23 protein-coding genes are annotated in these 26,677 nt (G+C 39.6%); 13 read left to right on the forward strand and 10 right to left on the reverse strand.

The window, feature by feature from the left end:
• The first annotated feature begins 24 nt into the window (after positions 1-24).
• Positions 25-591, forward strand: coding sequence for a HutD/Ves family protein (locus CYG50_RS07045; protein WP_232368186.1), 567 nt, complete (start codon positions 25-27; stop codon positions 589-591).
• Here CYG50_RS07045 and CYG50_RS07050 read toward each other — a convergent pair.
• On the reverse strand, positions 588-1,199 hold the full coding sequence (locus CYG50_RS07050) for a LysE family translocator (RefSeq protein WP_102139649.1): 612 nt from the start codon (positions 1,197-1,199) through the stop codon (positions 588-590). The genes CYG50_RS07045 and CYG50_RS07050 overlap by 4 nt on opposite strands.
• 160 nt (positions 1,200-1,359) lie before the next feature.
• Here CYG50_RS07050 and CYG50_RS07055 point away from each other — a divergent pair, with 160 nt between their 5' ends.
• The 9 genes from CYG50_RS07055 to CYG50_RS07090 all read left to right on the forward strand — a co-directional run bounded on the left by CYG50_RS07055 (position 1,360) and on the right by CYG50_RS07090 (position 12,006).
• Positions 1,360-1,833 carry an Lrp/AsnC family transcriptional regulator gene (locus CYG50_RS07055; RefSeq protein ID WP_102139648.1) on the forward strand — a complete coding sequence of 158 codons (474 nt, stop codon included), beginning with the start codon at positions 1,360-1,362 and terminating at the stop codon, positions 1,831-1,833.
• A 572-nt stretch (positions 1,834-2,405) separates the two neighbouring features.
• Positions 2,406-3,491 (forward strand): radical SAM protein, encoded by a 1,086-nt coding sequence (locus CYG50_RS07060; RefSeq protein WP_238706827.1) that lies wholly within the window; start codon positions 2,406-2,408, stop codon positions 3,489-3,491.
• Positions 3,492-3,525: 34 nt separating this feature from the next.
• Entirely contained in the window at positions 3,526-3,771 is a 246-nt protein-coding gene (locus CYG50_RS23430) for a hypothetical protein (protein ID WP_238706828.1), read from the forward strand.
• Positions 3,761-4,450 carry a TorD/DmsD family molecular chaperone gene (locus tag CYG50_RS07065; protein ID WP_102139647.1) on the forward strand — a complete coding sequence of 230 codons (690 nt, stop codon included), beginning with the start codon at positions 3,761-3,763 and terminating at the stop codon, positions 4,448-4,450. Before CYG50_RS23430 ends, CYG50_RS07065 begins: the two co-directional genes overlap by 11 nt.
• Before the next feature lie 29 nt (positions 4,451-4,479).
• Entirely contained in the window at positions 4,480-7,062 is a 2,583-nt protein-coding gene (locus CYG50_RS07070) for a molybdopterin-dependent oxidoreductase (RefSeq protein WP_102139646.1), read from the forward strand.
• Positions 7,063-7,075: 13 nt separating this feature from the next.
• Positions 7,076-7,618 (forward strand): DMSO/selenate family reductase complex B subunit, encoded by a 543-nt coding sequence (locus CYG50_RS07075; RefSeq protein WP_004264054.1) that lies wholly within the window; start codon positions 7,076-7,078, stop codon positions 7,616-7,618.
• An 11-nt stretch (positions 7,619-7,629) separates the two neighbouring features.
• Entirely contained in the window at positions 7,630-8,484 is an 855-nt protein-coding gene (locus CYG50_RS07080; RefSeq protein WP_102139645.1) for a dimethyl sulfoxide reductase anchor subunit family protein, read from the forward strand.
• 234 nt (positions 8,485-8,718) lie between these two features.
• Positions 8,719-10,842: a TonB-dependent receptor family protein gene (locus CYG50_RS07085; RefSeq protein WP_102139644.1), complete on the forward strand. Its 2,124-nt coding sequence runs from the start codon at positions 8,719-8,721 to the stop codon at positions 10,840-10,842.
• A 21-nt stretch (positions 10,843-10,863) separates the two neighbouring features.
• Positions 10,864-12,006 carry an ABC transporter substrate-binding protein gene (locus CYG50_RS07090; protein WP_102139643.1) on the forward strand — a complete coding sequence of 381 codons (1,143 nt, stop codon included), beginning with the start codon at positions 10,864-10,866 and terminating at the stop codon, positions 12,004-12,006.
• 84 nt (positions 12,007-12,090) lie between these two features.
• On the opposite strand, the gene CYG50_RS07095 is transcribed toward CYG50_RS07090, so the two are convergent.
• From CYG50_RS07095 to CYG50_RS07105, 3 genes are read right to left on the reverse strand one after another with little or no spacing between them, the layout of a single operon-like run.
• Positions 12,091-13,911 carry a CocE/NonD family hydrolase gene (locus CYG50_RS07095; protein WP_181489835.1) on the reverse strand — a complete coding sequence of 607 codons (1,821 nt, stop codon included), beginning with the start codon at positions 13,909-13,911 and terminating at the stop codon, positions 12,091-12,093.
• A gap of 4 nt (positions 13,912-13,915) precedes the next feature.
• A complete protein-coding gene (locus CYG50_RS07100; RefSeq protein ID WP_231068356.1) occupies positions 13,916-15,331 on the reverse strand; it encodes a YfcC family protein in 1,416 nt (471 codons plus the stop codon).
• Positions 15,332-15,357: 26 nt separating this feature from the next.
• A complete protein-coding gene (locus CYG50_RS07105; RefSeq protein WP_102139642.1) occupies positions 15,358-16,080 on the reverse strand; it encodes an IclR family transcriptional regulator in 723 nt (240 codons plus the stop codon).
• A 465-nt stretch (positions 16,081-16,545) separates the two neighbouring features.
• On the opposite strand from CYG50_RS07105, the gene CYG50_RS07110 reads away from it, so the two are divergent.
• Positions 16,546-17,526, forward strand: coding sequence for a Gfo/Idh/MocA family protein (locus tag CYG50_RS07110; RefSeq protein ID WP_102139641.1), 981 nt, complete (start codon positions 16,546-16,548; stop codon positions 17,524-17,526).
• Between the two features lie 38 nt (positions 17,527-17,564).
• Here CYG50_RS07110 and CYG50_RS07115 read toward each other — a convergent pair whose 3' ends face one another.
• The gene (locus CYG50_RS07115) at positions 17,565-19,214 is read right to left on the reverse strand and encodes an alpha-keto acid decarboxylase family protein (protein WP_102139713.1); all 1,650 of its coding nucleotides are present in this window, start codon (positions 19,212-19,214) and stop codon (positions 17,565-17,567) included.
• A 124-nt stretch (positions 19,215-19,338) separates the two neighbouring features.
• Between CYG50_RS07115 and CYG50_RS07120 the strand changes: the two genes are divergently transcribed.
• Positions 19,339-20,232: a LysR family transcriptional regulator gene (locus tag CYG50_RS07120; RefSeq protein ID WP_102139640.1), complete on the forward strand. Its 894-nt coding sequence runs from the start codon at positions 19,339-19,341 to the stop codon at positions 20,230-20,232.
• 68 nt (positions 20,233-20,300) lie between these two features.
• Here the strand turns inward: CYG50_RS07120 and CYG50_RS07125 are convergent, their stop codons facing one another.
• Entirely contained in the window at positions 20,301-21,479 is a 1,179-nt protein-coding gene (locus tag CYG50_RS07125) for a calcium:cation antiporter (RefSeq protein ID WP_102139639.1), read from the reverse strand.
• 359 nt (positions 21,480-21,838) lie between these two features.
• Between CYG50_RS07125 and CYG50_RS07130 the strand changes: the two genes are divergently transcribed.
• Positions 21,839-23,452: a GMC family oxidoreductase gene (locus CYG50_RS07130; protein WP_102139638.1), complete on the forward strand. Its 1,614-nt coding sequence runs from the start codon at positions 21,839-21,841 to the stop codon at positions 23,450-23,452.
• Positions 23,453-23,705: 253 nt separating this feature from the next.
• Here the strand turns inward: CYG50_RS07130 and CYG50_RS07135 are convergent, their stop codons facing one another.
• Genes CYG50_RS07135 through CYG50_RS07150 form a run of 4 tightly spaced genes read right to left on the reverse strand, consistent with a single transcriptional unit; the run spans position 23,706 to position 26,650 of the window.
• The gene (locus CYG50_RS07135; RefSeq protein WP_102139637.1) at positions 23,706-24,236 is read right to left on the reverse strand and encodes a fimbrial protein; all 531 of its coding nucleotides are present in this window, start codon (positions 24,234-24,236) and stop codon (positions 23,706-23,708) included.
• Positions 24,237-24,279: 43 nt separating this feature from the next.
• Positions 24,280-25,179, reverse strand: a complete 900-nt coding sequence (locus CYG50_RS07140; protein WP_102139636.1) for an MrpH family fimbial adhesin — start codon at positions 25,177-25,179, stop codon at positions 24,280-24,282.
• Between the two features lie 50 nt (positions 25,180-25,229).
• A complete protein-coding gene (locus tag CYG50_RS07145; protein WP_102139635.1) occupies positions 25,230-25,853 on the reverse strand; it encodes a fimbrial protein in 624 nt (207 codons plus the stop codon).
• Between the two features lie 20 nt (positions 25,854-25,873).
• Complete coding sequence (locus CYG50_RS07150) at positions 25,874-26,650, reverse strand: fimbria/pilus periplasmic chaperone (RefSeq protein ID WP_102139712.1); 777 nt, start codon at positions 26,648-26,650, stop codon at positions 25,874-25,876.
• Between the last annotated feature and the right edge of the window lie 27 nt (positions 26,651-26,677).

Here is a 26,677-nt window from a genome sequence, read left to right on the forward strand (position 1 = left end):
TAGCAGCAACAGATGGGAGGTAATGTGAAAATAAAATGTTTTGATATAAAGGAGTTACCTATCCTGAATTGGCATGATGGTGCGGGGACTAGCCAAGAAGTATTTTGCTGGCCTGTTGCATCAGACTATTCATTACGCGCAAGTATTGCAACCATCGAGCAAGATAGCTATTTAAAGCGCTATGCAGAAGGCGAAAGGCTGGTGGTATTGTTGAATGACCAGCCTCTTCTTTTAACTGATACCAAAGCGTTTGAGTGCCGGCTTGAACGCGCTGGTGACCATGCTCAATTTTCAGCTCAGCAATTTTGCGCAATAAAAGTCTTACAGCCATCAGTTCAGTTAATGAATTTTATTTTTCGAGGTGATCGGTGGGGGGCTAAAAGTTATTTCATCACTGAAGATTATAAATTACCCGCCAACCAAGCGGGATTAGTCTACGTACTAAAGGGTGAATGGGACATTTCAGGGGCAAATTGCCATCTTCTGGCCCAAGGGCAAGGCGCGTGGTGGTTACCTGATATCGGTGAAGGAGAGATTAAACCACTTAGCACCGATAGCAAGTTGATCTGGATTGAATTATTACCTCGCTAACTGGTCGCTAAACCAATAGCCGCTAGTGTTAGCATGCCACCTGCAACACCTTCGGTTATACGGCGTTTTTTATCATTATAAGCGCGCTTATTATGCATGGATGCAAATAGTGCACCTATCACACCGTAGATCACGACACATGAAAGTATAAAAGTGGCTGAGAGTATCAAGGATTGAACGGCGACACTTTCTGTCAGCTTAATGAAGTTTGGTAAAATAGCGAAATACACCAGTAACCCTTTAGGGTTAAGGAAGCTAGTCAGAAAGGCTTTACCAACTACCGCTTTTGTCGACACAGTTTGAATTTTTAGCTCTCCAGCTCTCATCGCAGATAACACCATACGAGCAGCAAGATAAGTGACATAAGCGACGCCAACCCATTTAATGGTGTAGAAAATCATGGGGGATGCTGCAACAATCGCGGCTAAACCAAGCGCAGCTAGGATCGCATGTGCCCCATAGCCCAGTATAATACCTAAATTAGCTTTCAAGGCCGCTGAGGTTCCTCCCGATAATCCTTGTGCGGAAATAAACAGAATATCTGGGCCTGGTGTGCATACCAAGGGAATGACGGTTGCGCTAAATAAGAGTAAGGTCTGTAACTCCATTCTAATTCCTCATTGTTGTTCGTCGTTATTTTACGCAACTGGCCAGTAGCGATAAAATTATAGCGATAATCCAATGATATTGGATTTTTTTATTGCTTTAAAACAAACAAAAATTGGTATTTAATATCATTAATTAATATAAAATTGAGGTTGGGTGCCAATGAAGCAAAGTGAACTGAAACTGGATGCTATTGATAGACGTATCTTACAAGTTTTACAAAGAGATGGAAAAATTCAGAATATTGAATTGGCGAAAGAAGTCGGCCTTTCTCCGTCTCCTTGCTTACGTCGCGTGAAATTGCTTGAAGAAGCTGGGGTTATCAAGCGTTATGTGGCGGTGCTGGATGGGAGTAAAATTGGAGCGGGTCTTTCTTTATTTGCACGTATTTGGTTTAAAACACAAGATGCTAAGACCATCAACCAATTCGTTGAAGACATTAAACAGATGCCTGAAGTTGTAGAATGCCATTTAATGGCAGGGGAATGTGATGCATTGATCCGTATTGTGACACAAGACCTAGCTTCTTATCGTCGTTTTCATGCAGACCATTTAACACAAATTAGCAGCATTCAGAGTATTAAGACGGAGGTGCCAATGGAAACGGTGAAAGTCACTTATGCTTTGCCGCTTTAGAATAGTGACTCGGTTTTATTTATTAGAAATAATTATTTTTATAAGACAAAATTAATTAAATAATACAAAAATGAATAAATAATTAATTTTTGAATTTCAATTTTACAAATTGAAATATTATTACGTTATTTTTAATATTGATAGATTAGTTTGATTCTCTCTTTTAGATTATTATCTAACTGGTTATTTTATTTTTATATAACGATTTGTTTATTTGATGAGATAACTCTTATATGTTCACAACGCTGTTGAGTAATAGCTTACTCATGACGAAAGTGCTATCTAATTAGTTGATATGTAAATAATGAAAGGGAAGTTTTTTTGATCCTGCGCAACATCACTTCACGTTAATTACTTATACTGTTAATAATCCAAAATTAAAATAATGCGAATATTTCTTATTTAAAAAATATTTTCAATTTAATCGGTAACGATGTGAGTCTTTATAAGCATTTTTCTAATTGTCACAGGTATTGTAATACCCGTCTATTAATTGATTATTTGTGATCTGAGTCTAATTGAAAATTCACCGAATAATAGAAATTATTTTCTCATAAATTTAAGGAAAATTTATGATTTATCCTATTACTGATAGAACAATATCTACAGTAAATAATCAAAAATTTAAGCGTTATGCTATCCGCTATTTAGATATTGAACAGCAAACACAGCAGGCAATTATAGAATATGGCCTCAATTTTGAAGCGCCTTTTGAACAGCAACGTGAGATTGAACAACTCAAACTAGATATAAAAAGTAAAGGCGCAATTTTTGCGAACAATGGAAAAAGTATACATTGTAATTGGCTATCAAGTGCTTGCGTACAATGTCGTACAGGAGAAGGGAGCCACACAACATTTTTGTCCTTAAAATGCCATCGCGATTGTTACTTTTGTTTTAACCCAAATCAAGAAAACTATCAGGAATTTCAACAGGAAATGCGTGATGCTATTGGGGAAGTTGACGCAATAGCAGAACAAGGTTACCCACTTACCCATATCGCGCTAACCGGGGGGGAGCCTCTACTTTTTCGCCAAGAAAGTATCGCATTTTTCCAAGCAGTCCAACAGAAATTACCTCAGACTCATAGCCGGTTGTATACAGCCGGTGACCCATTAGACCGAAATACCGCATTGGCTCTAGCGAAAGCAGGCCTACAAGAAATCCGCTTTAGTATCAAAATTGATGATCCTACAGAACGGATCACCAAAGTTTTACACCGTATCGCCTTAGCACGTGAGATTTTTCCATCAGTAATGGTGGAGATGCCTGTCATCCCCGGAACAGAAAAGCAGATGTATCAGTTACTTACTCAGCTTGATGATATTGGAATTGACGGTATCAATTTATTAGAGTTTTGTTTCCCACTAACAAATAGTGAAGCCTATCAATCTCGAGGGTTCAGGCTTAAAAACCCACCTTATGAGGTGTATTACAACTATTGGTATGCCGGTGGGTTAGCTGTTGCACAGAGTGAATTAGCCTGCCTTCGAGTTCTCAAATTCGCACTAGAAAATCAATTGTCTCTTGGGGTGCATTACTGCTCTTTAGAAAATAAACATACCGGGCAGGTATACCAAAACAATGCTTTTTTTGAAAACAATGAACAAATAATAGGAAAGCATTATTTTTTTTTCCTCTCAGGATTATTTTTTTAAAAGTGCCAAAGTCTTTGGTGACGATTGTGAAAAGGTGGCAGTTTTACTGACACACGCTGGTGTTTCTTATCATCAAGAATTACTGCATGGATTTTTGCAGTTTAATCCTGAGGCAATTGGCTTATTAACCCCACTAGGCAAAATACCTATCGCATTGACTTCCCACATTATTGAGCCCGATGAACAGGGAAATCCTTTAATTAAAGAAGTCCGAATTGAACTTACAACACCTACTGAATTTTTACTGACAGACCTGCAGGGAAATATTTATGACGAATGACGACCAAATTGTAGATTTTCTGTATGCACGTCAATTTGCTTATGACGTACTACGACGTTTGTTTATGGAAGAACCAACGCCTGAGCTATTAAATTATTTGAGAGACTCGGGGTTACTGTTATTTCCTTGTGATGAAGTATTACCCGCGATGAAAAACGCGATAAATGACATGCATAAAGACTTAAATACGAGGCAGTTACAAGCCAACAACGATGATTTCGAAAATTTGCATTGGGACTTTACTCGCTTGTTTATAGGCCCAGAAGCCCCGCCAGCATCGCCATGGGAATCAACTTATGTTTCTCGTGACAAACTGCTATTTCAAGAAAGTACGTTAGCAGTGAAGTCTTTTTATGAACAGTATGACGTTTATTTGCCAGAAGGTGATATGGAAGCCGCTGACCATATTGGCTATGAGTTAGATTTTATGTGGCATTTAAGTCTGCGCATTACTGAGCTTATTGACAGCGAAACAGACCCTGTTGATTGGCCCAAAGTGAACGCGTTATTACTCGGGTCTGCAACATTCTTGAATACCCATTTACTGGCTTTTATAACGCCGTTTTGCCGTTCAATGCATAACCACGCAGAAACATTATTCTATCGTCAATTAAGTTCATTACTTGAGCTTTTTTTACGTAATGATATTAAAAAAATCAATGAGTTAGTAAATTTATAATAATAAAACAAAATGAAGAGGTAAGAGCAATGTCAGAAAGACAGAAAATAGCCTTAAGTCGCCGTTCATTTATAGCATGGACATCAGCGGCGTCAGTGATGGCTACGTTACCGCTGAGTAAGCAATTACATGCGGCAACACCAGAGGAAGAAAAAGCGGTTGTGCAAGCTACTGACGCAGTCACTCAAGGAAAATGGAAGCCTGTGGCCTGCTGGCACAACTGTGGGGGCCGCTGTGTCAATAAAGCATTAGTGGTTGATGGCGTCGTTGTTAGGCAAAAAACCGATGATGTGGTTGCCGACTCCCCTGATTTCCCACAGCAACGAGGTTGTTTGCGCGGACGTTCACAACGTAAACAAGTCTTTGGCGCGGACCGGTTGAAATATCCAATGAAGCGTAAAGGTTGGGCTCCCGGTGGTGGGGATAAAAGCTTACGAGGACGAGACCAATGGGTGCGCATCAGTTGGGATGAAGCACTAGATATTGTGGCATCAGAATCGAAACGTATTAAAGAAAAATATGGTCATGAATCGATTTGGATCACCGGTGGTAACGGCGTTGAAATCCAAAGCGTTTATGCAAAGGCTGGTGGATTTGTTGGCGATTGGGGAACAACCTCATGGGGCGCATGGTTTGAAACGCCAGCTCATTTAGGATTACTTGAAGGGTTTTATACCTTTGGTACCAATGACCGTTTTGATATGCGTAACTCCCAGTTAATTGTGATGTGGGGAGCTAACCCTGCATGGAGTAGCCCAGGCAGCCCAACCTATAATTATTATCAGGCGAAAAAAGCGGGGGCACGCTTTATTAGTATTGACCCAAGTTATACGACTACAGCGGAATTAATGGATGCAGATTGGTACCCCATCAACCCAGGTACTGACCATGCTTTAGCTCTGGGTATTATGTCTGCGTTATTAGAAATGGACAGTCCTGACAACCCATTGATTGATTGGGATTTCCTGCGCCGTTGTACAGTTGGTTTTGATGAAAGTAATATGCCAGCAGGTGCAGATCCGAAAGGGAACTTCAAAGATTATCTATTAGGTACCCATACGGGAGAGCCAAAAACACCAGAGTGGGCCTCTAATATTTGCGGTTTGTCAGCTAGCGACATTCGTACATTAGCGCGTGAAATCGGGGGGACCAACCGAGTTGCATTACTTACAGGTTGGGCTCCTGCACGAATTCATAATGGTGAAGGATGGGTACAAGCATTCTCAACATTAGGCTTTATGACTGGCCATATGGGAAGGCCTGGCCGCATGACTGGCGTAAGCTGCCACTATGCTGCGGGGAATAATGGAACTCGTTTAGTCATGGCGGGGGCAAGTGGCTTGCCGTCAGTACCAAACCCAGTTAGCTTGAAAATTAACCACAATGAGCTTAACCGTGCATTACTAGAGAAAAAATTCCGCCAACGTGGTGTGGGGGATGTCGATACAAATATCCAAATGATCATTCATCCATTCAATGCCACGTTACAAACACGAGCCAATATTGCGCAGAGCGTTGAAGCTTATCGTAAAGATGTGGAACTGGTTGTGACTGCAGCTTATGTTCCACATACCTGTGCGAAATATTCGGATATCGTCTTACCCGTGACCACGGAGTGGGAACGTGAAGGAACCATATTAAATCCAAGTAATCGTGAAGTTATTATAGCTGCAGTGAATGTGACACCACCACTTTATGAAGCAAAAAGTGACCAGTGGATCGCCAAAGAGATAGGTAAACGCCTTGGTATTAATGTCGATGAAGTTTTTCCTATTTCTGAAAAGCAACAATTCTTCAATAAACTCAATGGTGCAACGATTATTGGTGAAGATGGTAAGACAACTGAGCCATTAATCACAGTAACTCAAGCGGATATTGATGAATGGCAAGTAACAGGTAAGCCACAACAAGGCCGAATTACCCTCAATGAATTTCTTACTGTTGGGAAATATCAAGTAAAACGCACTTCTGATGATAACTATAGTTATATTGCCTATGAAGATTTTATTCGCGATCCTCAAGCCAATCCACGACCAACACCGAGTGGCAAATTCGAAATTTATTGTGAAACATTAGTCGAAAAAGCCGATGAATGTGGCTGGACTAAATTACCGCCAATTCCTGAATATATCCCGTCTGCAAGCGGTTATGAAGCAAGTTTTAATGATTTCTCGAAGAAGGAAAAAGGGGATTATCCATTCCAAATCTATAATCCGCACTACCTACGCCGCTCTCACAGCACGCTTGATAATGTGCCTTGGTTACGTGAACAGTGGCCAAGCCCAATTTATATCAATGCGTCTGATGCGAAACGTTTAGGTATTAAACACGGTGAAACTGTATTGATAACAAGCCCTCAAGGGAAGATTGTACGTCCTGCGTTAGTGACACAAACGATGAAGCCTGGTGTTGTGGCGCTACCACACGGTAGTTGGACAAATGTTGATGAAAAAACAGGGATAGATATGGCGGGAGCCGACAATACGCTAACCATTCAAGTCCCTACAGGGCTTGGTACATCAGGGTGGAACACGATGCTATGTAATATCGAAAAATGGCATGGTGACCAGTTAGTTCCAGATGCTGCAATTCCACAGCGTATTATATTTTAGGGGGCAATAAGAAATGGATAAACAAGTCGGATTTTATATTAATGTTGCCACTTGCATTGGTTGTAAAACCTGTGTTGTTGCATGTAAAGACAAAAATGACCTTGAGGTCGGGCGCAACTTTCGCCGTGTATATGATATTGAGGTAGGAGAGTATCCACGTCCTCGGACTTGGCACTTGTCTATTGCCTGTAACCATTGTGATGATCCGCAATGTGTGAGCCATTGCCCTACCACCGCAATGCACAAACGAGAAGAAGATGGTGTTGTATTAGTTGACCATGATAAATGTGTTGGTTGCCGTTATTGCACATGGGCTTGTCCATACGAGGCACCTCAGTTCGATGCCAGTATTGGTATGATGACCAAGTGCGACACTTGCCTTGATCTCCGTGAAAAAGGGGGGAATCCAATGTGTGTTGATTCTTGCCCTATGCGTGCGATTGAATTTGGCCTAATTAGCGAATTACGTAAAAAATATGGCTCAAATGCAGATATCGCAGGGTTACCTAGTTCAAGTATTACCAAACCGAACCTTGTTGTCGGTACAAAAGGATAAGGAGAATTATCATGCATGAATTTCCGTTGGTGATTTTCACCTTATTTATGCAAGCTTCTGTGGGGTGCTTGCTCGTTACATTAGTATGCTATTTTCGTGTGCTTGAAGGCGGAAACAACCTACAAAGTGTCCAGTTTATCAAATTGCCTATTTTAGCCAGTTTTGTTCTGGGTTGTGTTGGGTTGTTGGGTTCATTATTTCACATGGGTAACCCGCTACACATGTTTTATACCATGCTGCATGTGTCTACTTCATGGATGAGCCGTGAAGTGTGGGCAACTGCAATTTATATGGCGCTATTATTTTTCAGTGTCGCGCTGCTATTGCTGAAACAAAAAGCGAATGCGCTGCTACTATTGCTTAGCGCGTTAGCCGGTATCATCTATATGTACGCAATGTCAGCCTTATACGCTAACACCTTGTTTAACCTATGGAATGGCTTATTTACCTACGCCAGTTTTTTTGGTGCGGTATTACTAGTTGGTGGTGTGGTAGCTGCATTACTACTGGTAGGTTCTTTGCGCCGCGATGGTAAAGAAGAGCAATTAAAACGAGTGGTTAAAATTACGCTAGGTATTGGTGTTATTGGGATCTTACTGATGCTGCTGGGCGCATTATCTCTTCTTGGAAACATGGGAGAGCCTATCTATATGGGAATGACACCGCGTGAACTCCCAGATGGTTTAGTGAATTTAAGCATTGTTAGGGTCATACTTGTTGCATTGGGTATCGTATTTGTGGGCCGTTTACTGTGCTCAAAAAAGGGGCACGCTGTGAATGCAACATTCGTCATGTCACTGGCAACACTCTGTATTTTTGTTGGTGAAGGCGTTGGCCGAGTGGTGTTTTTCTCTCTAGGTGGTTAATTCTTTTAGAGACAAAATGATATTTGCCTCTAATTATATAATGTTTACCAATAATGTGAACCGAGGGATCTCCCTCGGTTTTTTAGTTCTCTACACTCTCAATAAATCAATAACCCTTTATATAATAAGGGATTAAACCAGTATAATTTCAAAATAAATAGTAAATTAAGTTGATTGTTTGTAATGATTATAATTATCATTATCTCTCTTAATCTCTTTTATTGCTTATTTCTTATGAATTTAAAAACTAGCAAGCTACTCATTCCATTAGCAATTTCAGCGGCATTAGCGCCTTATCATGTATTTGCTGTTGATAATTCAAAAAATGATCAGATTACAGTTACAGGCAACTGGCTTGAAAATACTGAAGATGGTGAGGTGGTATTTAATCACCCAGGTGCGCGAACAGTAAAAAACCAACAACAAATCAAAGAATCAGGCAGTGAAACCATTGCGGATGCATTGAAAGGGATACCCGGTGTACAGGTACGAGAAAGTAACGGGACTGGTGGGAGTGATGTTTCCTTGAATGTTGGGGTTCGTGGGTTAACCTCACGCCTTTCACCTCGCTCAACGATTTTACTCGATGGTATGCCACTAGCGGCAGCGCCTTATGGCCAACCTCAGCTGTCGATGTCGCCATTATCACTAGGTAGTATTGAATCTATTGATGTTATCCGCGGAGGAGCTTCCGTACGTTATGGGCCACAAAATGTGGGGGGCGTAATTAACTTTGTGACAAAGCCTATCCCGAAAGACTTTTCTGGTGGTGTCTCGTTACAAACCCAAGGGGCTAAAACCGGAGGGCTAAAAACGCTAGTCGATGCGTCCGTGGGGGGCTCAAAAGCCGATGATTCAGCGGGAGCGATACTACTGTATTCAGGGTTACATGGGCAAGGCTACCGTAAAAGCAATGATAATACAGATATTGATGACCTGATTTTAAAAACACGTTATGCCATAACCGATAATGACGAGTTACTGGCGAATTTTCATTATTATCATGCAATGTCAGGTATGCCTGGGGGGCTAACTCAAGCGCAATATAATGCTGACCCATTCCAATCAACGCGGCCTTATGACCGTTTTGAAGGGGATCGCCAAGATATGTCATTGAAATATAAACATGAAGAAGATGATAAACAATTTGAGTTAATGACATGGTTTAGTAAAAGTTATCGGGGTAGTTACATAGAAAGTGACCATAAAGATAAAGCGAATGAAAGACGGCTAGTTTCTTACCCTCGTCACTATACCGCGTATGCAATTGAACCGAGTTATTCACAATTATTCCGTTTTAATGATATTTCGCATGAAGTAACAGTGGGATACCGCTATTTAAATGAAACCGCAGACGAAAAAGCTTACCGCTCAAATTGGTACCAAGCTGGCACTCAAAGTTCGCGGCCGAGTACTAATGATTATTACCAACACACATCGGGTGGAACAGAAGCCCATGCTATTTACCTTGATGACACCATTGATGTTGGTAACTGGACTGTGATCCCAGGGCTCCGCTATGAGAACATTAATATTCATTTAAATGACAGTTTTAAAAACCAAAACAGAAGTAAGCGATATAGCGAACCACTTCCTGCGCTGGCGGTGATCTACCATATTGATGATGAATGGAAACTATTTGCCAATGCCAGTACGTCATTTGGCAGTTTGCAGTATTTTCAGTTGAACACTAAAGGGGTAGGGAATTCACCCGCAAATGGGTTAAGTGCAGAAAAAGCACATAACTATGAAGTGGGGACTAAATACGATAATACTGCGCTATCTCTTGAAGCGACATTATTCTATATCGATTTCGATGACCAATTACTTTACGTTGAAAATACAACGGGTTGGACAAATTTGGGCGCCACAACTCATCAAGGAGTGGAATTGGCGGCAAGATATAACTTGTCTGAGCTGAGCGATAAATTGGATGGTGTTAGCGTGTACAGTACTTATACCTACACTAAAGCGGTAAGTAAAAAAGGTGATTTTGCTCATAAGGATTTACCGTTTTATTCACGGCAAGTCTTTACCGCAGGTAGCCGTTATGAAACGGGTAATTGGGTATGGAACTTGAATACTTATGCGCAATCTACCCAAGAATCGCCTGGAACATCAAGCCATTATGTAACAAAACCAAGTGCTGATGGCCGATACGGAACAATCCCCGGATATATGGTGTGGGACGCACGAGGCGAGTACCATTTTGGTAAAAGTTTGTCTGATTTAACGCTATCTGCTGGTATTAAAAATCTTTTTGATCAAACCTATTTTACACGTTCTACGGATAATAATTATGGTATCTATGTGGGGCAGCCAAGAACTTACTATGTTCAAGCATCTGTAAAATTTTAATAAAAACAAGGTATAAGAATAATGATGAGAAAACTTATCAATACATTTGTACTGATTCTTAGTGCTGTTAGCCTACTATTTTCAACTAATAGCCTAGCGGCATCTATTACTGTGACGGATATTGCGGGTAGGGATGTGACGGTTAATGCCCCTGTATCTCGAGTGATGCTGGCGGACAGCCGAGTTTTAGTTGCGTTGAATATATTACATCCGCAAGACCCATTAAAAGGGATTATTGCTTGGGATGATGCGTTAATTAAAAAAGCGCCTGATTTGAGTGTTGCGTACAGCAAAAAATTTCCACAACTCAGTCAAATACCTGTTTTTCCCAACCCTTATACGACAGATTTTAGTGTTGAAAAAGCCTTAGTTGCCCAGCCTGATTTGTTAATTTTTGATATTGGTTTAAAAAGTAAGCTTGCTGAAAGTGGCACCTTATCGTTATTGGAAAAAAGTGGTTTACCCGTTGTTTTTATCGACTTTAGGCAATACCCATTGAAAAATACTATGCCGAGTATGACATTACTTGGCCAAGTATTTGGTGAGGAACAACAAGCACAAGCATTTAATCAGTTTTATCAACAAAAGTTAGACTTAATCCGTTCAAGAGTGGCTAAACTTAGCAAAGAGCAGCGCCCAAGCGTATTTATTGAACGAGCAGCTGGTATCCAAGGGGAAGATTATTGCTGCAAAACGTTCGGCAATGGTAATTTTGGCGAATTTGTTGAAACTGCAGGCGGAAATAACCTTGGTTCCCAATGGTTCAGTATTGGAATGGGTGGGGAAATCAGTGAAGAACAATTGATTCACAGCAACCCTGATTATTACTTGATGACTGCAGCTGATTGGGATAGTACCCGTAAAGGTAGTGCTTCTGTGCCGTTAGGTTATACAGGGGATAAACAAAAGTCCTTGGCCCGATTGAATAAGCTAATGGAACGCCCTAAATTTCGTTCATTATCTGCTTATAAAAATAAGCAGGTATTGGCGTTATACCAGCAATATTATGATACGCCATTTAACATTATTGCGGTGGAAGCGATTGCAAAATTTATCCACCCAGAGTTGTTTGCAGACCTTGACCCACAGGCTGATAGCGATTATTTACACCAGACTTTTACTGCCCTAGAGGGGGATGGTGTATTTTGGGTTCAAGCGGAATAAATTTCTTCTTATATAGCCCGCTTTAGTGGTGTTGGCAGTTAAAGCGGGCAACGGGCATATAGTTTGTGGGTTAATTATATTTTTTTAGGTTTCGTTGAGCACAGGCAAAATGATTTTTGACGGGTATTCGCTAGAAATATGTAGGCTATTACAAGCTATTTTCCACGTTCTATCACCCGCGATAGTTTTACCTGTATTTGTATTGAAGTCATATTTAGGGAAATTGCTACTAGAAATATCTAATCGGATACGATGTCCTTTTGCGAAACGGTTTGCACAGGCAAAGGGCTTAATTTTTACTTCGACAATTTCATTTGGGGTTAATAATTCCTTCTGTTCATAACCATGCCGAAAACGACAACGAATGATGCCATCAGTAATATTCATGGCATAGCCTTGAGGGTAATCGGCACTGGGAGGGTAAACATCAATAAGTTTTGCGGTGAAATCTGTATCTAATGCATCACTGCTTATCCAAAGCGACACTTCAATTTCACCTGCTAAACAGACATCTGCTTGTAATTCTTCGGTTTCGAATACTAATACATCACTGCGGGCAGAAAGGGGTAGGTTATTTTGCTTACTACCAAAAAAATTTGGTAATTCACATTGATTAAAAGCCCCACCCCAAAATATAGGTTGACCTGAAGTTAAAGCACCACCAATGGTAGGCACTGGGTGCCTAGGGTCATAACAATAGGATATTGTGGCTGTTTTAGCATAGGGCTGATGATGTAATTTGTTATTTGGCCACAGATAATACATGGTTTTTTCAGTATTTGGCAAAGGCCATTGATGGTGGCTAAGCCATTCTCCCCCATGTTCTATACGCCCTTGTTGGTTGCGTTTACCACTTCCACCACCCATCATGAATATTGTTACTTCTTCATGATGTTTTTTTGCATTTTCACCTTTTAAGTGAGTTTCAAACCAGTTTAAACGGCAAGATAACCAACTTTCACTAACATTGTGATCAAATGCTGCGATATCTCCGAACTCTGCGTCACCACTGTGCGTGATATTACGGTCGCCATGTAGCCAAGGCCCCATAATTAACTTTTGCGGTGATTGTTTTTTGGTAACAAATGCATAGTAGTTATCTAATGTTGAACTGACATAGGCATCGTACCAGCTAGACATAAATAACACTGGGATATCAGGTATTTGGTCATAATAGCCTTCGGCATAAATACCTATTTTTTTCCAATAATCGGAAAAACACTCTTCTTCCCATTGTTCAAATAAATATGATTCATATTCAGGAACATGTTTGAGCAATGTTTGCCCTTGATACCATGGCATTGTCGTAAACCATTCATGGATATTTTCTTGTTCGAGTGCGGCTAAAATGTCGGGAGACTGCTGAGCTAGCGGGCTTAGTTTAGCTTGTTTAAATGCCCAAGTGGCTTGTTTAAGTTCAAAAGCACCCCCTTGACGTATCCCACATTGGTAGGCGTTGGCAAAACCGCCAGAATCCAGCACCATCGTCTGTAAACCTGGTGGATTTAAACACGCCATTGCTAATTGTGTATGAGCGGCATAAGAGAGACCCATTGAGCCTATTTTGCCATTACACCAGGGTTGTTCCATAATCCATTGTAATGTATCAAAACCATCTTCAGCTTCATTAATATATTTTGTGAACTTTCCTTCGGACCCATAGCGCCCGCGGCAATCCTGATACACAACAATAAAACCATGTTTACTGAAGTATTTTGCCATTTCTTGGCGTGTTATTTGCTGGCCAGATACCATTTTTTCCGAACGAGAAGGTGCGGTTTTATCATAGGGTGTTCGCTCTATAATCACGGGAAAAGATGCAGTTGATTGAGTTAGTGGAAAGTAAACATCTGTTGATAGCATTATTCCATCACGCATTTCTATTCGGTAATTCTTCATATCCATCTTACTAATACCCTATGGTAACGGCGACGCTCAGTAAACCAATGCTGACTGCCATAAAAATGATAAAAAGCGGTAAAATGTATTTTGCCCAGGTGGTCCAACTGACACCGGCTGTAGCTAAAAAAATCAATAACCCACTCGATGTTGGTGTGATCATATTGGTTAGCCCATTACCCATTAAAAATGCAAAAACCGTTGTTTGGGGGGAAACACCAGAAATTTCACCAACGGGGCCTAGGATTGGCATTGTGACAGCGGCTTGCCCAGAAGTAGAGGGAATGGCAATGTCTAATAATAGTTGGGAGATAAACATGCTATATGATGAAACATAAGGTCCGTGATCACCGACAAGCCCAACTAATTGATGAATTATGGTATCGAGAATTTTACCTTGAGAAAGAATAATTTCGACAGCAGTCGCCAACCCAATTAACACCCCTGCGATGAGGACTTTTTTCATTCCACTGACAAATGCGTTAGCGGCGGCACTTGCGGTCAAACCACTACAAAAAGTTAAAATGACACTTAAGAATAAATAGTAGGCAGATAAATCATTATTTTTCCAATGCCAACGATTAGAGGCATAGACTAAAAATGCAACACCGATGGCTAAGATAATTAACATAAGTTTATGGCGATAGGTTAATGGTGTGGTTTGATTATGTTCTTCAGCCACATAGTTTGTGAGTGTCGTTTTACGAATGCTATAGAAAACGAATAAAATACCGAGTGTAATAAAAATAAGGTACGCCGCAATTCGCATACTTAAACCACTAAAAACGGGTAAACCAACAAGCGGTTGTGCGATAGAAAGTGCATACGGGTTGGTGATAGAGGCGAGGTATCCGACCTTAACCGCAATGGCTACAATGGCAAGCCCAATAAGTTCATTCAATCCAACGCGTTTCACTAAGGCAATAACCATGGGAATAACCAAAAGATACTCTTTGGCTAACCCCATAAAGGTACTTCCCATGGAAAATACAATCATTAAGAAAGGAATTAACAGGTAGATATTGCCTCGGGTAACATGGAGCAACCGCTCTAGCCCTGACTCTATTGCCCCTGTTTTATTGAGAATACCAAACATTCCTCCGATAAATAACACCATGTATATAAGTGGTGATTGTTTAACAATTCCTTCAGGGATCGCTTTAAACAGTTGAGGCAAACTGACGGGAGCGGCAGTACCTTCCTCCGATTTCTCAGTGCCTAATAATTGCGCTAACTTGATGTCTTTAGTGATAGTTTGGTAAGAGCCCGGAATGACTTTCTTACCATCGCGCTCATATTGGCCTGAATTAACAAAATAAGTCATTAAAAAAGCAATGATAACAATAGTTAACATTACTAAAACCGGGTTCATTTGCCAGCTAGGTGGTGAAGATGGGGCTTGTATTGTGCTGTTTGTTGGTTGCATGGCGTTGTCTCTTTTATTGTAATTAATTATGAGTCGTAACCGAGCTGCCTCGATATACGTAAAGCAGACAGAAGCAGTTGTTCAGTCATTTCTTGTTCTTTTTCATCAGAAAAACGGCTTAGAGGTAAGCTAATGCTCAGTGAAGCAATACATTCCCCATGTTGTGAAAAGATAGGCGCGGCAATCGCACCAATACCTGCGGTTAGTTCACCTCGGGTAATTGCAAAACCTTGTGAGCGTATGGTTACAATAGATTTTTCAATAGAGGGGTTCTTTTCAATAAAATGTGCTTGAACATCTTTAGGTGAGTAAGCCAATAGCACTCTGCCTGAAGCCCCAGAACCTAACGGCCGGCGATTTCCAGCTTCACTGCGCACTTGAAGTGATTGCCCTGATGGCTTATGAAGAACTTGTAAAATCTCATCGTTGTCACGTATACGCATTTGAATGTTTTCATCAAAACGTTGACGTAGTTGCTCTGCTTCAACTTCTGCAACTTGGATATAGTTAATTTGCTGGCGAGCGCAATTCCCCAAGCTTAATAATTGATGGCCTAAATGATAAGTAACCGGATTTTCGTTTTTTTGTACGAAATGGCGATTTTCTAGTGTGCATAATAAGCGGTATACCTTGGATTTATTCATGCCAGATAAGCGTGCAAGTTCACTTAACCCAAGATTGTTTTTTTCACCTAATAGCATCAATAACTGTAAAGCATCATCAACGGCAGTGACAATATTCTCTTTCATATCAACCTCGACCGGTTTATACAGTAAACCATTGGTTTATTTAATAAAATTAGCATGGAGAATAATAAAAAATGATTCAAGAGAGTTGTTAATAAATTGTGATGTGAGTTAGGGTTTTAAAAAGGTATTTTTCAGTTATAAAAATAAAATTAAAATATTATCAATATAAAACAATTGGTTATGGAAGTTTTAAAATAAGAGCATTTTGATGACAACGTGAATAGAAATGATTGTAAATGGGTGACTAATTGTCATTCATAGCGGTTATTTGGTTTACCTGATGAAATTGATAAGTACGCCAGCAATAATGAAAAGAACCTCCAGCGAAAAAATGCGTCATTTTTATTAAATTTTTAAGGGCAAAATTCGGAAATGGCAGTGGTTATCAAAAAAGCAACGAAGGTATTTCTTTAATAATGAGCCTTATGGCAGAATGAAATTCACTTTTCTTAACGGATAACAGAGATGAAACTAGCGCTGGTCGGTTCCGGGAAAATAATTATGTCGGCTCTCGATGCCTTAATACAGGTGCAGGGGATAGAGCTAGTCGCACTGTGTGTTCGGGCGGAAAGTATTGAAAAGGGACAGGCTATTTGCCAACAATTTGGTATAGCAAAGTTGTATACTGACTACCAAAAATTGTTACAAGACCCTGATGTTGAGGTGATATACATAGGTTTGCCAAACCATTTGCATTATCAGTATACCTTCGATGCATTAATGGCTGACAAACATGTGGTATGCGAAAAACCGTTTACACCAAATTGGCAACAGTTGCAGGTGTTAATTTCCATTTCACAGACTAGAGGGCTTTTTTTGTTTGAAGCCATTACGTCTATTCATACCCCTGAATTTCACTTTATCAGACAACATATTGGTAAAATCGGTGAAATCAAAGTGATTCACGGTAATTATTCCCAATATTCAAGTCGATATAATGATTATTTGCAAGGCCGAGTTCATGCTGCATTTGACCCACTGCAAGCCGGCGGTGCACTCTATGACATTAATCTTTATAACATTTATTTATTATCTGCCTTGATGGGAGCACCCGATAATAGCCACTATATTTGTAATAAAGGGTTTAATGGAATTGATACATCAGGGGTATTAACGGCCTATTTTGGGCGTTCAGTTGCATCGTGTGTGGGGGCGAAAGATTCGGCAAGCCCCGGTTACTTTATTATTCAAGGTACCAAAGGGTATATATGTATCAAGGGAGCCCCAAGCCTTTGTCAGTCAGTTGAGGTTTGTATTGGCGGGGAAATATCCAGCGTATCTCGGGATGCAGCTATCAGCCATATGGTCTATGAGTTTGCATTTTTTCGTGAGCAAATTGCCACTAAAAACTATGCTAAATGTAATGAATTACTTGAATTAGCATTAATTGTCTCAAAAATATTGCATCAATCACGAGACGATGTGGGGCTGGCATTTGGATCATAAAGACATTGGCAGCGCGATGGCTGCCATAATCTGTCAATTTAAAATGAATATAAAGATGCGACTGATTTTCCAAGTTTTTCAGCAAGCTCTGATGCCGCATATCTATCCATGACCACTTCAATATAGGCCGCATGCTTTGATAGTTCGGCCTGTTTAATTGCATTGTCTAATTCATCGCAATGGGTAACACGCTGACAATACCAATCTTTGCAGCCTAATGCTGCAGGGAGTTGGGCATAATTCCATTGGGGTAAGTCGTTATAATAGGCTTCAGGGTTTTTACACAAAAGTCGCTCAATTAAATAGCCATCATTATTCAGGACAAAAATAATGGGTTTTAAGCCAAAGCGGGCAAACTGGCTAATCTCTTGGGCAGTGAGTTGGTGAGAACCTTCTCCAGTCACTAAAATAACTCGCTTCTGTGGCTCTGCAATTGCTGCACCAAAGGCCGCGGGGGTGGCCCAGCCGATAGAACCCCACAATGTTTGGTTATGAAATTGTGCATTTTCAGGTAATAAAGCAAAACCTAACCCCATGGAGGCAGTCCCAGTCTCTGCAACAATAATATCGTCCTGACGGAACATTTTTTCTAGGCGAGGGTACAAATATGAGGCGGTAATTTGGCCATTTTCACCTTGCTGAGGGGATCCTAATCCTTGAGCTTTGAGCCCAACATGGTTAAGTGAGGGCGCAAATTCTTTTAATTTATCTAACACATCTTTCATCAATACATTCGGGTAGATAGCGGAACCCACTTTCACATGGTCAGAAAGAATGTTAATACAGCTTTCAGGGTTAATATTTGCGGTGAAGCTGCCGGAGTTGAAGTCTGTTAATACCGCGCCAATACCCATGACACAGTCACAGCTTTCGACGTACTCCCTAACCTCTGGATTCATCAGTTTGCCGTTATAAATCCCCATATATTGAGAGTTAGATTCGCTTACTACCCCTTTATCCATAAACATAGTGGCGTAAGGTAGGCCCGTTTTTTCAATAATCGCTTGAACATCAGCGGCTAAGCCGAAGCGTGCGGTTAAAATCCCAGGAATAATACAGGCTTTTGTACTCGATGTGAGCTTTTCGACAATAGCTGTAACGGCAGCTGATAATGACTCGCTATGACTTTTATTTATAGTGATAGTTTCAGGTGTTTTGTCTGTTTTAATTGGCATGATAGCGTAGTCAGAAGGGAAACCTAAATAAACCGGTCGAGATCCTTGTAAAGCGGTCGTAATTAAACGTTCTGTTTCGGCAATACAGTTTTCAGGCGTTAAAATAGCGTGAGCACAGCTTAAATGTTGGCTCATTTGATAAAACACATCAAAGTCACCATTTCCTAGGGTGTGGTGAACTAAACGGTGGTTTTTTTGAACTCCACTTGCTGGCATGCCAACAAGATGAAAAAGGGGAAGATGCTCGGCATAAGCGCCTGCAATACCATTTAAAGCACTGAGTTCGCCGACACCAAAAGTCGTTGATAATGCTGCTGCACCTTTCACGCGGGCATAGCCATCCGCAGCATATGAGGCATTGAGTTCATTGCAGTTGCCAATCCAGCGCATATTTTCACTTTCACATACGGCATCTTCAATCGGGAATGCGTAGTCACCAGCAACACCAAAAATATCGTGAATACCGATTTGGTAAAGTCTATCTAATACGTATTCGATAACAGTCTTGTTTATCATGCTGATCTCCAATAATTGCATAGCCAATAATTCTAAGTTGAATTATTTTTATCGTTTATTATGCTTTAAAGGAAATCACTTAAACTCATTCTATCTATAACTAAAAATTATAGGGGGCGAAATGGACATTCGTTCATTACGTTATTTTGTTGAAGTTGTGCAGCTCAATGGTTTTAGCCGTGCGGCAGAAAGTTTATTTGTAACGCAACCAGCGATTAGCCGCAGTATTAAAAAACTAGAAGATGAGCTTGGCTATACGTTACTGACTAGGGAAGTCGATGGCGTTAAGTTAACAGAGGAGGGGGATATTTTATTGGCTTATGCGAAGCAAATCCTTTCTCAATTTGGGAATATGAAAAAAGCGTTACTGGAAAGGTCTGGTCCTATATCTGGGGTGCTACCCGTGGGGTTACCACCCGTGATAGCATCGACCTATTTTGCTGATATTATTATGGCTTTTAGCCAACGTTATCCACAGGTGGAACTGAAAATTCTTGAATTGGGTACGCGAAAAATGCGTGAGGCAATGTTAAATGGCGACGTTGAAACTGCCGCTGTGATGTTACCTTTTGCAGATGAGCGCTTTGAAGTACACCCTTTTTCAACGGACCGATTAATGCTCTTGGTTAGTAACCAACATCCACTATCAATACGTGAATTTGTTAAATTTAGTGAAATAGTCGATGAGCCTTTTATTTTCTTTTCTGATGATTTTCTAATTAATGAACTTGTTGTCAGTGCTTGTGGTATTTATGGTAAAAAACCCACTATTTCTGGGCGCAGTAGCCATTTAGATTTGGTGACCGCTATGGTAAGAGCTGGGGTAGGGATAACGCTACTTCCAGATAGTATGTGGAAAAACACCAGCTCAGTGGGGTTGTCCGTTATTCCCGTTATTGAGCCAATACTGGCTTACGACATTGCTTTAGCGACAGTAAAAAATCACCACCAAAGCCGTCGTGCACAAGCATGGCATGATTTGGCTTTGGATATGTTAAGAATAAGGGAAGTATGAGTAAGGCTTGCATAAAATTTGATACCAATCAGGTATTTTCTTATGAAGCCTTCACTTTTTGTCAGTCATTACGGATAAAATAGAATAAGCCCAAACACAGCAAAGGTGGCAAGGTGCATCCAGCCTTGGATGGGGGATGTTCTCTGGCCATTAAATGAAAGCATAGTCAGTAACATGGTGATTGCGAATAAAACAATTTCTGCGCTAGAAACCCCCATGATGACTTGTTTACCAGTAATAATGCCGATAATTAATACTGCTGGCACAGTCAAACCCACCGTTGAGACAAATGCACCTTGGCAAAGGTTTATCGCTCGTTGCATTTCATTATTCATTGCCGCTTTTACAGCTGTGATCGATTCAGGCGTAAATACGATAATCGCGATCAGGACACCACCGACTGCTGCTGGTGCTCCTAAAGCCTCAATTCCGTAATCAGTTACGATAGCTAAGTAATGCGCAAGTAACACAATAGGGAGTATCAGCCCAACTAATACACAAGAGCGAATGATAATGGATTTTTTGTTTGACTCAGAGTGGTTATCTTTATTTTCGACATTATTGTCTGCTAAAACATGGTTAGTTGAAACGAATTGTTCTGGGACATTCATCAGCCCTTTAGGAGGCTGAATAAAAAACCGGCGATGGCCTCGCATTTGCATCCACAAAAAAGCCCCATAGATGAGTATAGTAATACCCGAAATACCAATGGCTTGCGTATAGGAGTACTCCCCTTGGCTAGAGGTGTAATTTGGTAGTATTAACGCTAAACCTGTCAGTAATACGATCATTGAAAGATAACTGTTCGCACCTTGCGTATTATATTCTTGTTCACCATTTCTAGCTGAACCTGCGAGTAAGCAGATACCTACGACGAGGTTCATGATAATCATCATCACTGCGAATATTGAATCACGCCCAATGGTTGGAAAATCACCAGGTCCTAGTAGGACTGAAGCAATAAGAATTACTTCAATTAAGACAATCGATAAAGTCAGGATCAGTGTTCCGTATGGTTCACCCAATTGTTCAGCAAGATGGTCAGCTTCTTTAACAACACCGAAGGAAGCGGTTAGTATTGTAATGAACAACAGTAGAAAAACCCAAGTTGCACTAAATGCTGAAAGGCTGTCATTAAGTAATGTTTCGCCACTTAAGATAAAGAAAATGACGACTAACCAAGAGCCAATTAACCGAGCCCAAGTCGTTAATGGGATGAGCGGACTATTGAAACGGAAGTGCCCCATAATATTTTTCCTTAAGAAGAAAGGGCCGTCCCTGTTGCTGATACGTACTTGAGGTCGTCCTCAAGCCGATAGAATGTAAATTAACGGTTACTATAGCATTCATCGATTATCTTGCAACCTTTGCTTGCTCAATGATAAACATTCATTTATTAATGAAATGTGGGTAGGGTTTAAGTGTTGATTTGGATTTAAACTTTTCTTTAATAAACAAAGATTATTAAAGTTCAAAAATAATTACATAAGAAATTATTTTTGATTTAAATCACATATACAAAATATTATTCATACATTAATAAATTAAAGGCGCTATTGTTAAATAAATGAAAATGAATTGTTTGTTTTATTTGGCGGGGTGACAAATGAGCGCAGTAAAATATGACTATATTATTGTCGGTGCAGGTTCTGCTGGTTGTGTTCTGGCTGCTCGGTTGATCCAAGAGACGCAATCTAGAGTATTACTTATCGAAGCGGGTGGTAGCGATAACCATTTGTTTATTCGTATGCCAGCAGGTGTAGCGAAAATTATCGCCCAAAAAAGCTGGCCTTATGAAACTGAGCCAGAGCCTCACGCTAATAACCGTAAAATGCAAATTGCTCAAGGCAAAGTGCTGGGGGGAAGCAGCTCTGTCAACGGAATGATCTACATTCGAGGCCAAAAACAAGATTATGATAATTGGGCTCTAAATTATGGATGTGAAGGTTGGGGATACTCGGATGTATTGCCATGGTTTAAAAAAGCAGAGAATAATGAAAGCTTAACAGGGGAATACCATGGGACAGAAGGCCCACTTCCGGTTAGTGAAAACAGATATCGGCACCCATTATCAATGGCATTTATTCGTGCAGCACAAGAGCATGGCCTTCCTTATGTCAATGACCTTAACGGAGAAAGCCAGCAAGGAACAAGCTTTTACCAAACCACAACGCATAATGGAGAAAGAGCCAGTACGTCGAAAACCTATTTAAAATCAGTGGAAAAGAGTGACAAATTGACATTAAAGCTTGGCACTCAAGTGAACCGTATAATCATTCGTGATGGCCGCGCGATTGGTGTTGCCTATCAAGGGAAAAATGGCCATGAAGTTGAGGCATTCGCCAGTTGCGAAGTATTGGTCTGTTCTGGTGCGATGGGCTCTGCAAAATTATTGATGCTATCAGGGATCGGGCCTGAAGAGCACTTGTCTTCGTTGGGGATCCATACACATATGAATCTACCTGTTGGCAAAAATTTTCATGACCACCTACATATGTCAATTAACGTCACGACTAAGCAGCCAATAAGTTTATTCGGTGCGGACCAAGGCTTAAATGCGATTAAACATGGGGTAGAGTGGATGGCATTTCGCAGCGGATTACTCGCATCTAATGTTCTAGAAGGTGCTGCATTTAAAGATAGCTGCAATCAAGGTCGCCCTGATGTACAAATTCACTTTTTACCTATTTTAGATAGTTGGGATGATGTTCCTGGTGAGCCACTGCCCGCTACCCACGGTTTTTCTTTAAAGGTCGGGTATTTACAACCTAAGTTTCGTGGTGAAATTTTATTACGCAGCACAGACCCACAAGCACCGCTAAAAATTCACGCTAATTACCTTGCATCACCAGAAGACATGGAAGGCTGCAAGCGTGCAGTTAAATTTGGTCTGGAAGTATTGGATTCCGCTTCATTACAAGCAGTAAGCAAAGAGGTTTTAATGCCGCCCGCTTCTGTACGTCATGATGAAGCTCAACTTGAAGAGTTTGTCCGAAATTTTTGTAAAACGGTTTACCATCCTGTGGGAACTTGCCGTATGGGAACGGATACCACAACGTCAGTGACTGACTTACGGCTACGAGTGCATGGTATTGATAATTTACGTGTAGTGGACTGTTCTGTGATGCCTGAAATTCCAAGTGGAAACACCAATGCACCAACGATCATGATTGCAGAACGCGCAGCAGCAATGATTATAGAAGATAGGAACGAAAATTAGCCTTGTGATGGGTCAACATAGGAAAAACAGCATAAAACCAAGGCAACCGCCTGAACTTTATGCTGTTTAAATACACTTATGGTACTTAGAGCGAACTAATGTTAGGTTATGTGTTATACAGTAAACCATTATTTTTATTTTATTGATTTATAACATCTTTATATTTAATGATTTATTTTGTATTCAAGGGTATGTTCATTTAATTAAATCTATCAAATAAAGCAGCATTTTTTTGTTAAAATTAAATAAACTATTACTGATATTCAACTTTTAATATTCCAGTAGCCTTAAATAAGCCTAGTTCAATTTCTTTTCCTTCATGAAATACGGGTGTCGCAGTTAATACTGGCTGTGTTTGATAAGTGAAATTACGGTATTCATTAGGTAATAAAAGTGTATTATCTGCTTGAATTTTTAGACCTAAATTAGGGTTGGATGTTTCAACTAAATCAGTATTAAAGCCAGCACTAGAGCTTTCAAGCTTTAATTTAAGATTTGGATTACTGGATGATTTATTTCCGCAATCCAAATGATAGTCAATATTTTTTGTATAGCGTTCACTGGTAAACTTATTTAGATTTATTTCACCAAATGAGACCTCAATAGGTTGTCCAGGGCCATTTTCACCATATACATCACAAGTGCTTTCAATAACATCTACCTTAATTGTTAATGTATAGGTTTCTGCAATACAAAATCCACTAAAAAAAATAATTAGTGTGTTCGTGAGTATTGCAAATAGTAAAAGTAATCTTTCTTTTATTATTTGAATTAAGAATATCATAATTATTTATACTCCAATCAATAAATTAAATAATTTATTTTTATTAATTAATTACAACAGATAGAATAGCATTTCCAACCCTCGAACCTGGCTCAGGATTTCCCAATGCAGATAGAGTTGAGCTAATGGAGAATGGTAAGTTAGTATTTTTTTTAATCTCAGTTTGAACTAAATTATTTGACATACATTTTCCTGAGACACATACATCTAATTGGCTTTCTACACCATGTAATAAATCAATTTTATTTTCAGGTAAAAATTGGAATGTGGCGCTCATATCGCCAGTGCATGATATACTTCCGTCAATTTTTGCAATATTTCCATTTATATTATTTGAATTGACATTACCATGAGATATAGTTAATGGCATAGATACATTGCAAGAAGGCAATACAGGGATTTCAGGGACATTAACTGAACAGGTTGTTCCTACAGTTTTGTCATTCACAATTATTTGTAAACAGGTATCGGCATAACCTGTTGCAGATGCAGAATAATCGAAGAAATTGATATATCTAACATTAAACTGCCCAAATTTCACGCCAAAATCAGGTAGCACCTCACTACAGTGCTTAGGTGTGTTTCGTGTGACTGAATAGTATTTAACTACACCTAGATTATATATACTACTAAACCCAGATAGTAGAGTAATATCTGGTGTTGCCATAGATTGTATAGAGCCTGTCGATGAGCGACCAGTTGCAATAACTGTAATATTACACTCAGTATTTGTGCTGTTTTTGATCTCATCTGGAATATACAAAAAATAAGGACCTAACGTTTTTGGTATAACATTGTATGCATCACTAATTAGTGGATGCTTTATACTTGTTGTATATATACTGTTAGGATTTAATGGGCTTGCATTAGCTTTACTATTAATTATGAATAGTAAAGTTAGCATCAATATTTTTATAAGATAAATGTTTTTATTTTTTAGCATTACGCTATTACCTATCAATTTTTATAAATTATTATTGCGATGCTATGACGTTAATCATATAACATTTCAAAAGCAATTAATGCAGAAAAAGCACCAGGTATGAGTGGGCCGGACGTTCTGATAGCTGAGACATAATAAGTTAAGTTATTTTGGCCTGATGCAATTAACGTGGGGTTACTTTCTTTACCTATTGGTAATATTTTCCCTTCTGAATTTGCTACTTGCAACCCAAAGCCGTATGCTCCATTGACTCGAATAATATTCGAATATTCAGGTTCATTTACTGCTAAAAATTTAACTTTGACCGCAGGCTGTGTGCTACTCCATACCGTTTTTCCAGTTTGGAAATTTTGAAGCTCACTTTGAACTTGCAGGCAATTTAACAACTCAATTTGGAATGGAATAGGCTGTATCACTTGCTCAGAAGAATTTAAATCACTGAATGATATATTTCCTAGTGAGATTGATTGGTTAGTAGATTTCATGGCTAATTCGCATGGATTTTCAGTTAAAGAACCTGAAACATGAATGACTCCATGCTGTCCATCAACCTCCCAACCATCTGTAGGCCTAAACAGATTAGTATTGCCAGCAGTTGCTGGCAATACTGTGGCTAAGCAAAGTGAAATGACCACATGTTTTGAACGTAGCCAGTGGTATATTCTTAAGCTCATAAATATGTCCTCATTTAGCTTTATATTCCTTTGCTATTTATATAATGATCTTTTTTAGTAACAGAGCAGATTGTATTTTTACAATCAAAGGCTAATTTTGGACGACCACCATAGTCATTAATATAAGTAATTACGGGGGTGTTACCTAGTTGCTCATTTGTCATTCCAATATTGATTTCACTAAAGGGTGCAATCATAATTGGAGTAAATTCTTTTGCATCTGTATTTTCATGAGCCCCTGCATTGATTATTGTGATATAATAAGGTGTTGGGTTTTTAACAAAAACAACACTTCCTTTTCTCTCAAGCTGCATTTTTTCTTGCCATGGTGCACTGTTTTGCTGTGGTGCAATTGCTTCTGGACGGTAAAATAATTTTATTTTTGTTTGTAATGCAATCTGTAAAGTATTTGGTTTATCACTCTTCGGTGGGATCTCTCGCATATTAAAATAAAATAATGATTCTCTATCCTGAGGTAAATTTTTTATATCAGGTAAAGATTCAATTTTCATTTGGCTAGATTTCCCTGGTTCTAATCGTTGAACCGGTGGTAATACAATCAATGGTGATGTTATTTTTTTACTTTCTTCATTTTCAATCCAACCTTGAGCAAGATAAGGAAGTTGCTTATTATTATTGTTAATATTTAAAGAGATTGACTTGTTCTCTCCATCAAAGATAACTCTTGTTCTATCTAATGAAACTGCAGCCTCTGAAAAACCACTTAGGGCTAATGACCCTAAAAAAACATTTGTTAATATTTTTTTGATATTCACTTGGTTATTACCTTTATACATTAATTTCATCTATTTAAATTAAATAAT

It is taken from the genome of Providencia huaxiensis (genome assembly GCF_002843235.3).
Classification (GTDB): domain Bacteria; phylum Pseudomonadota; class Gammaproteobacteria; order Enterobacterales; family Enterobacteriaceae; genus Providencia; species Providencia huaxiensis.

Coding starts and splice junctions, on each gene's coding strand:
- CYG50_RS07050 (WP_102139649.1), bottom strand. CDS start 1,199: ATGGAGTTACAGACCTTACTCTTATTTAGCGCAACCGTCATTCCCTTG.
- CYG50_RS07055 (WP_102139648.1), top strand. CDS start 1,360: ATGAAGCAAAGTGAACTGAAACTGGATGCTATTGATAGACGTATCTTA.
- CYG50_RS07060 (WP_238706827.1), top strand. CDS start 2,406: ATGATTTATCCTATTACTGATAGAACAATATCTACAGTAAATAATCAA.
- CYG50_RS07065 (WP_102139647.1), top strand. CDS start 3,761: ATGACGAATGACGACCAAATTGTAGATTTTCTGTATGCACGTCAATTT.
- CYG50_RS07070 (WP_102139646.1), top strand. CDS start 4,480: ATGTCAGAAAGACAGAAAATAGCCTTAAGTCGCCGTTCATTTATAGCA.
- CYG50_RS07075 (WP_004264054.1), top strand. CDS start 7,076: ATGGATAAACAAGTCGGATTTTATATTAATGTTGCCACTTGCATTGGT.
- CYG50_RS07080 (WP_102139645.1), top strand. CDS start 7,630: ATGCATGAATTTCCGTTGGTGATTTTCACCTTATTTATGCAAGCTTCT.
- CYG50_RS07085 (WP_102139644.1), top strand. CDS start 8,719: ATGAATTTAAAAACTAGCAAGCTACTCATTCCATTAGCAATTTCAGCG.
- CYG50_RS07090 (WP_102139643.1), top strand. CDS start 10,864: ATGATGAGAAAACTTATCAATACATTTGTACTGATTCTTAGTGCTGTT.
- CYG50_RS07095 (WP_181489835.1), bottom strand. CDS start 13,911: ATGGATATGAAGAATTACCGAATAGAAATGCGTGATGGAATAATGCTA.
- CYG50_RS07100 (WP_231068356.1), bottom strand. CDS start 15,331: ATGCAACCAACAAACAGCACAATACAAGCCCCATCTTCACCACCTAGC.
- CYG50_RS07105 (WP_102139642.1), bottom strand. CDS start 16,080: ATGAAAGAGAATATTGTCACTGCCGTTGATGATGCTTTACAGTTATTG.
- CYG50_RS07110 (WP_102139641.1), top strand. CDS start 16,546: ATGAAACTAGCGCTGGTCGGTTCCGGGAAAATAATTATGTCGGCTCTC.
- CYG50_RS07120 (WP_102139640.1), top strand. CDS start 19,339: ATGGACATTCGTTCATTACGTTATTTTGTTGAAGTTGTGCAGCTCAAT.
- CYG50_RS07125 (WP_102139639.1), bottom strand. CDS start 21,479: ATGGGGCACTTCCGTTTCAATAGTCCGCTCATCCCATTAACGACTTGG.
- CYG50_RS07130 (WP_102139638.1), top strand. CDS start 21,839: ATGAGCGCAGTAAAATATGACTATATTATTGTCGGTGCAGGTTCTGCT.
- CYG50_RS07135 (WP_102139637.1), bottom strand. CDS start 24,236: ATGATATTCTTAATTCAAATAATAAAAGAAAGATTACTTTTACTATTT.
- CYG50_RS07140 (WP_102139636.1), bottom strand. CDS start 25,179: ATGCTAAAAAATAAAAACATTTATCTTATAAAAATATTGATGCTAACT.
- CYG50_RS07145 (WP_102139635.1), bottom strand. CDS start 25,853: ATGAGCTTAAGAATATACCACTGGCTACGTTCAAAACATGTGGTCATT.
- CYG50_RS07150 (WP_102139712.1), bottom strand. CDS start 26,650: ATGTATAAAGGTAATAACCAAGTGAATATCAAAAAAATATTAACAAAT.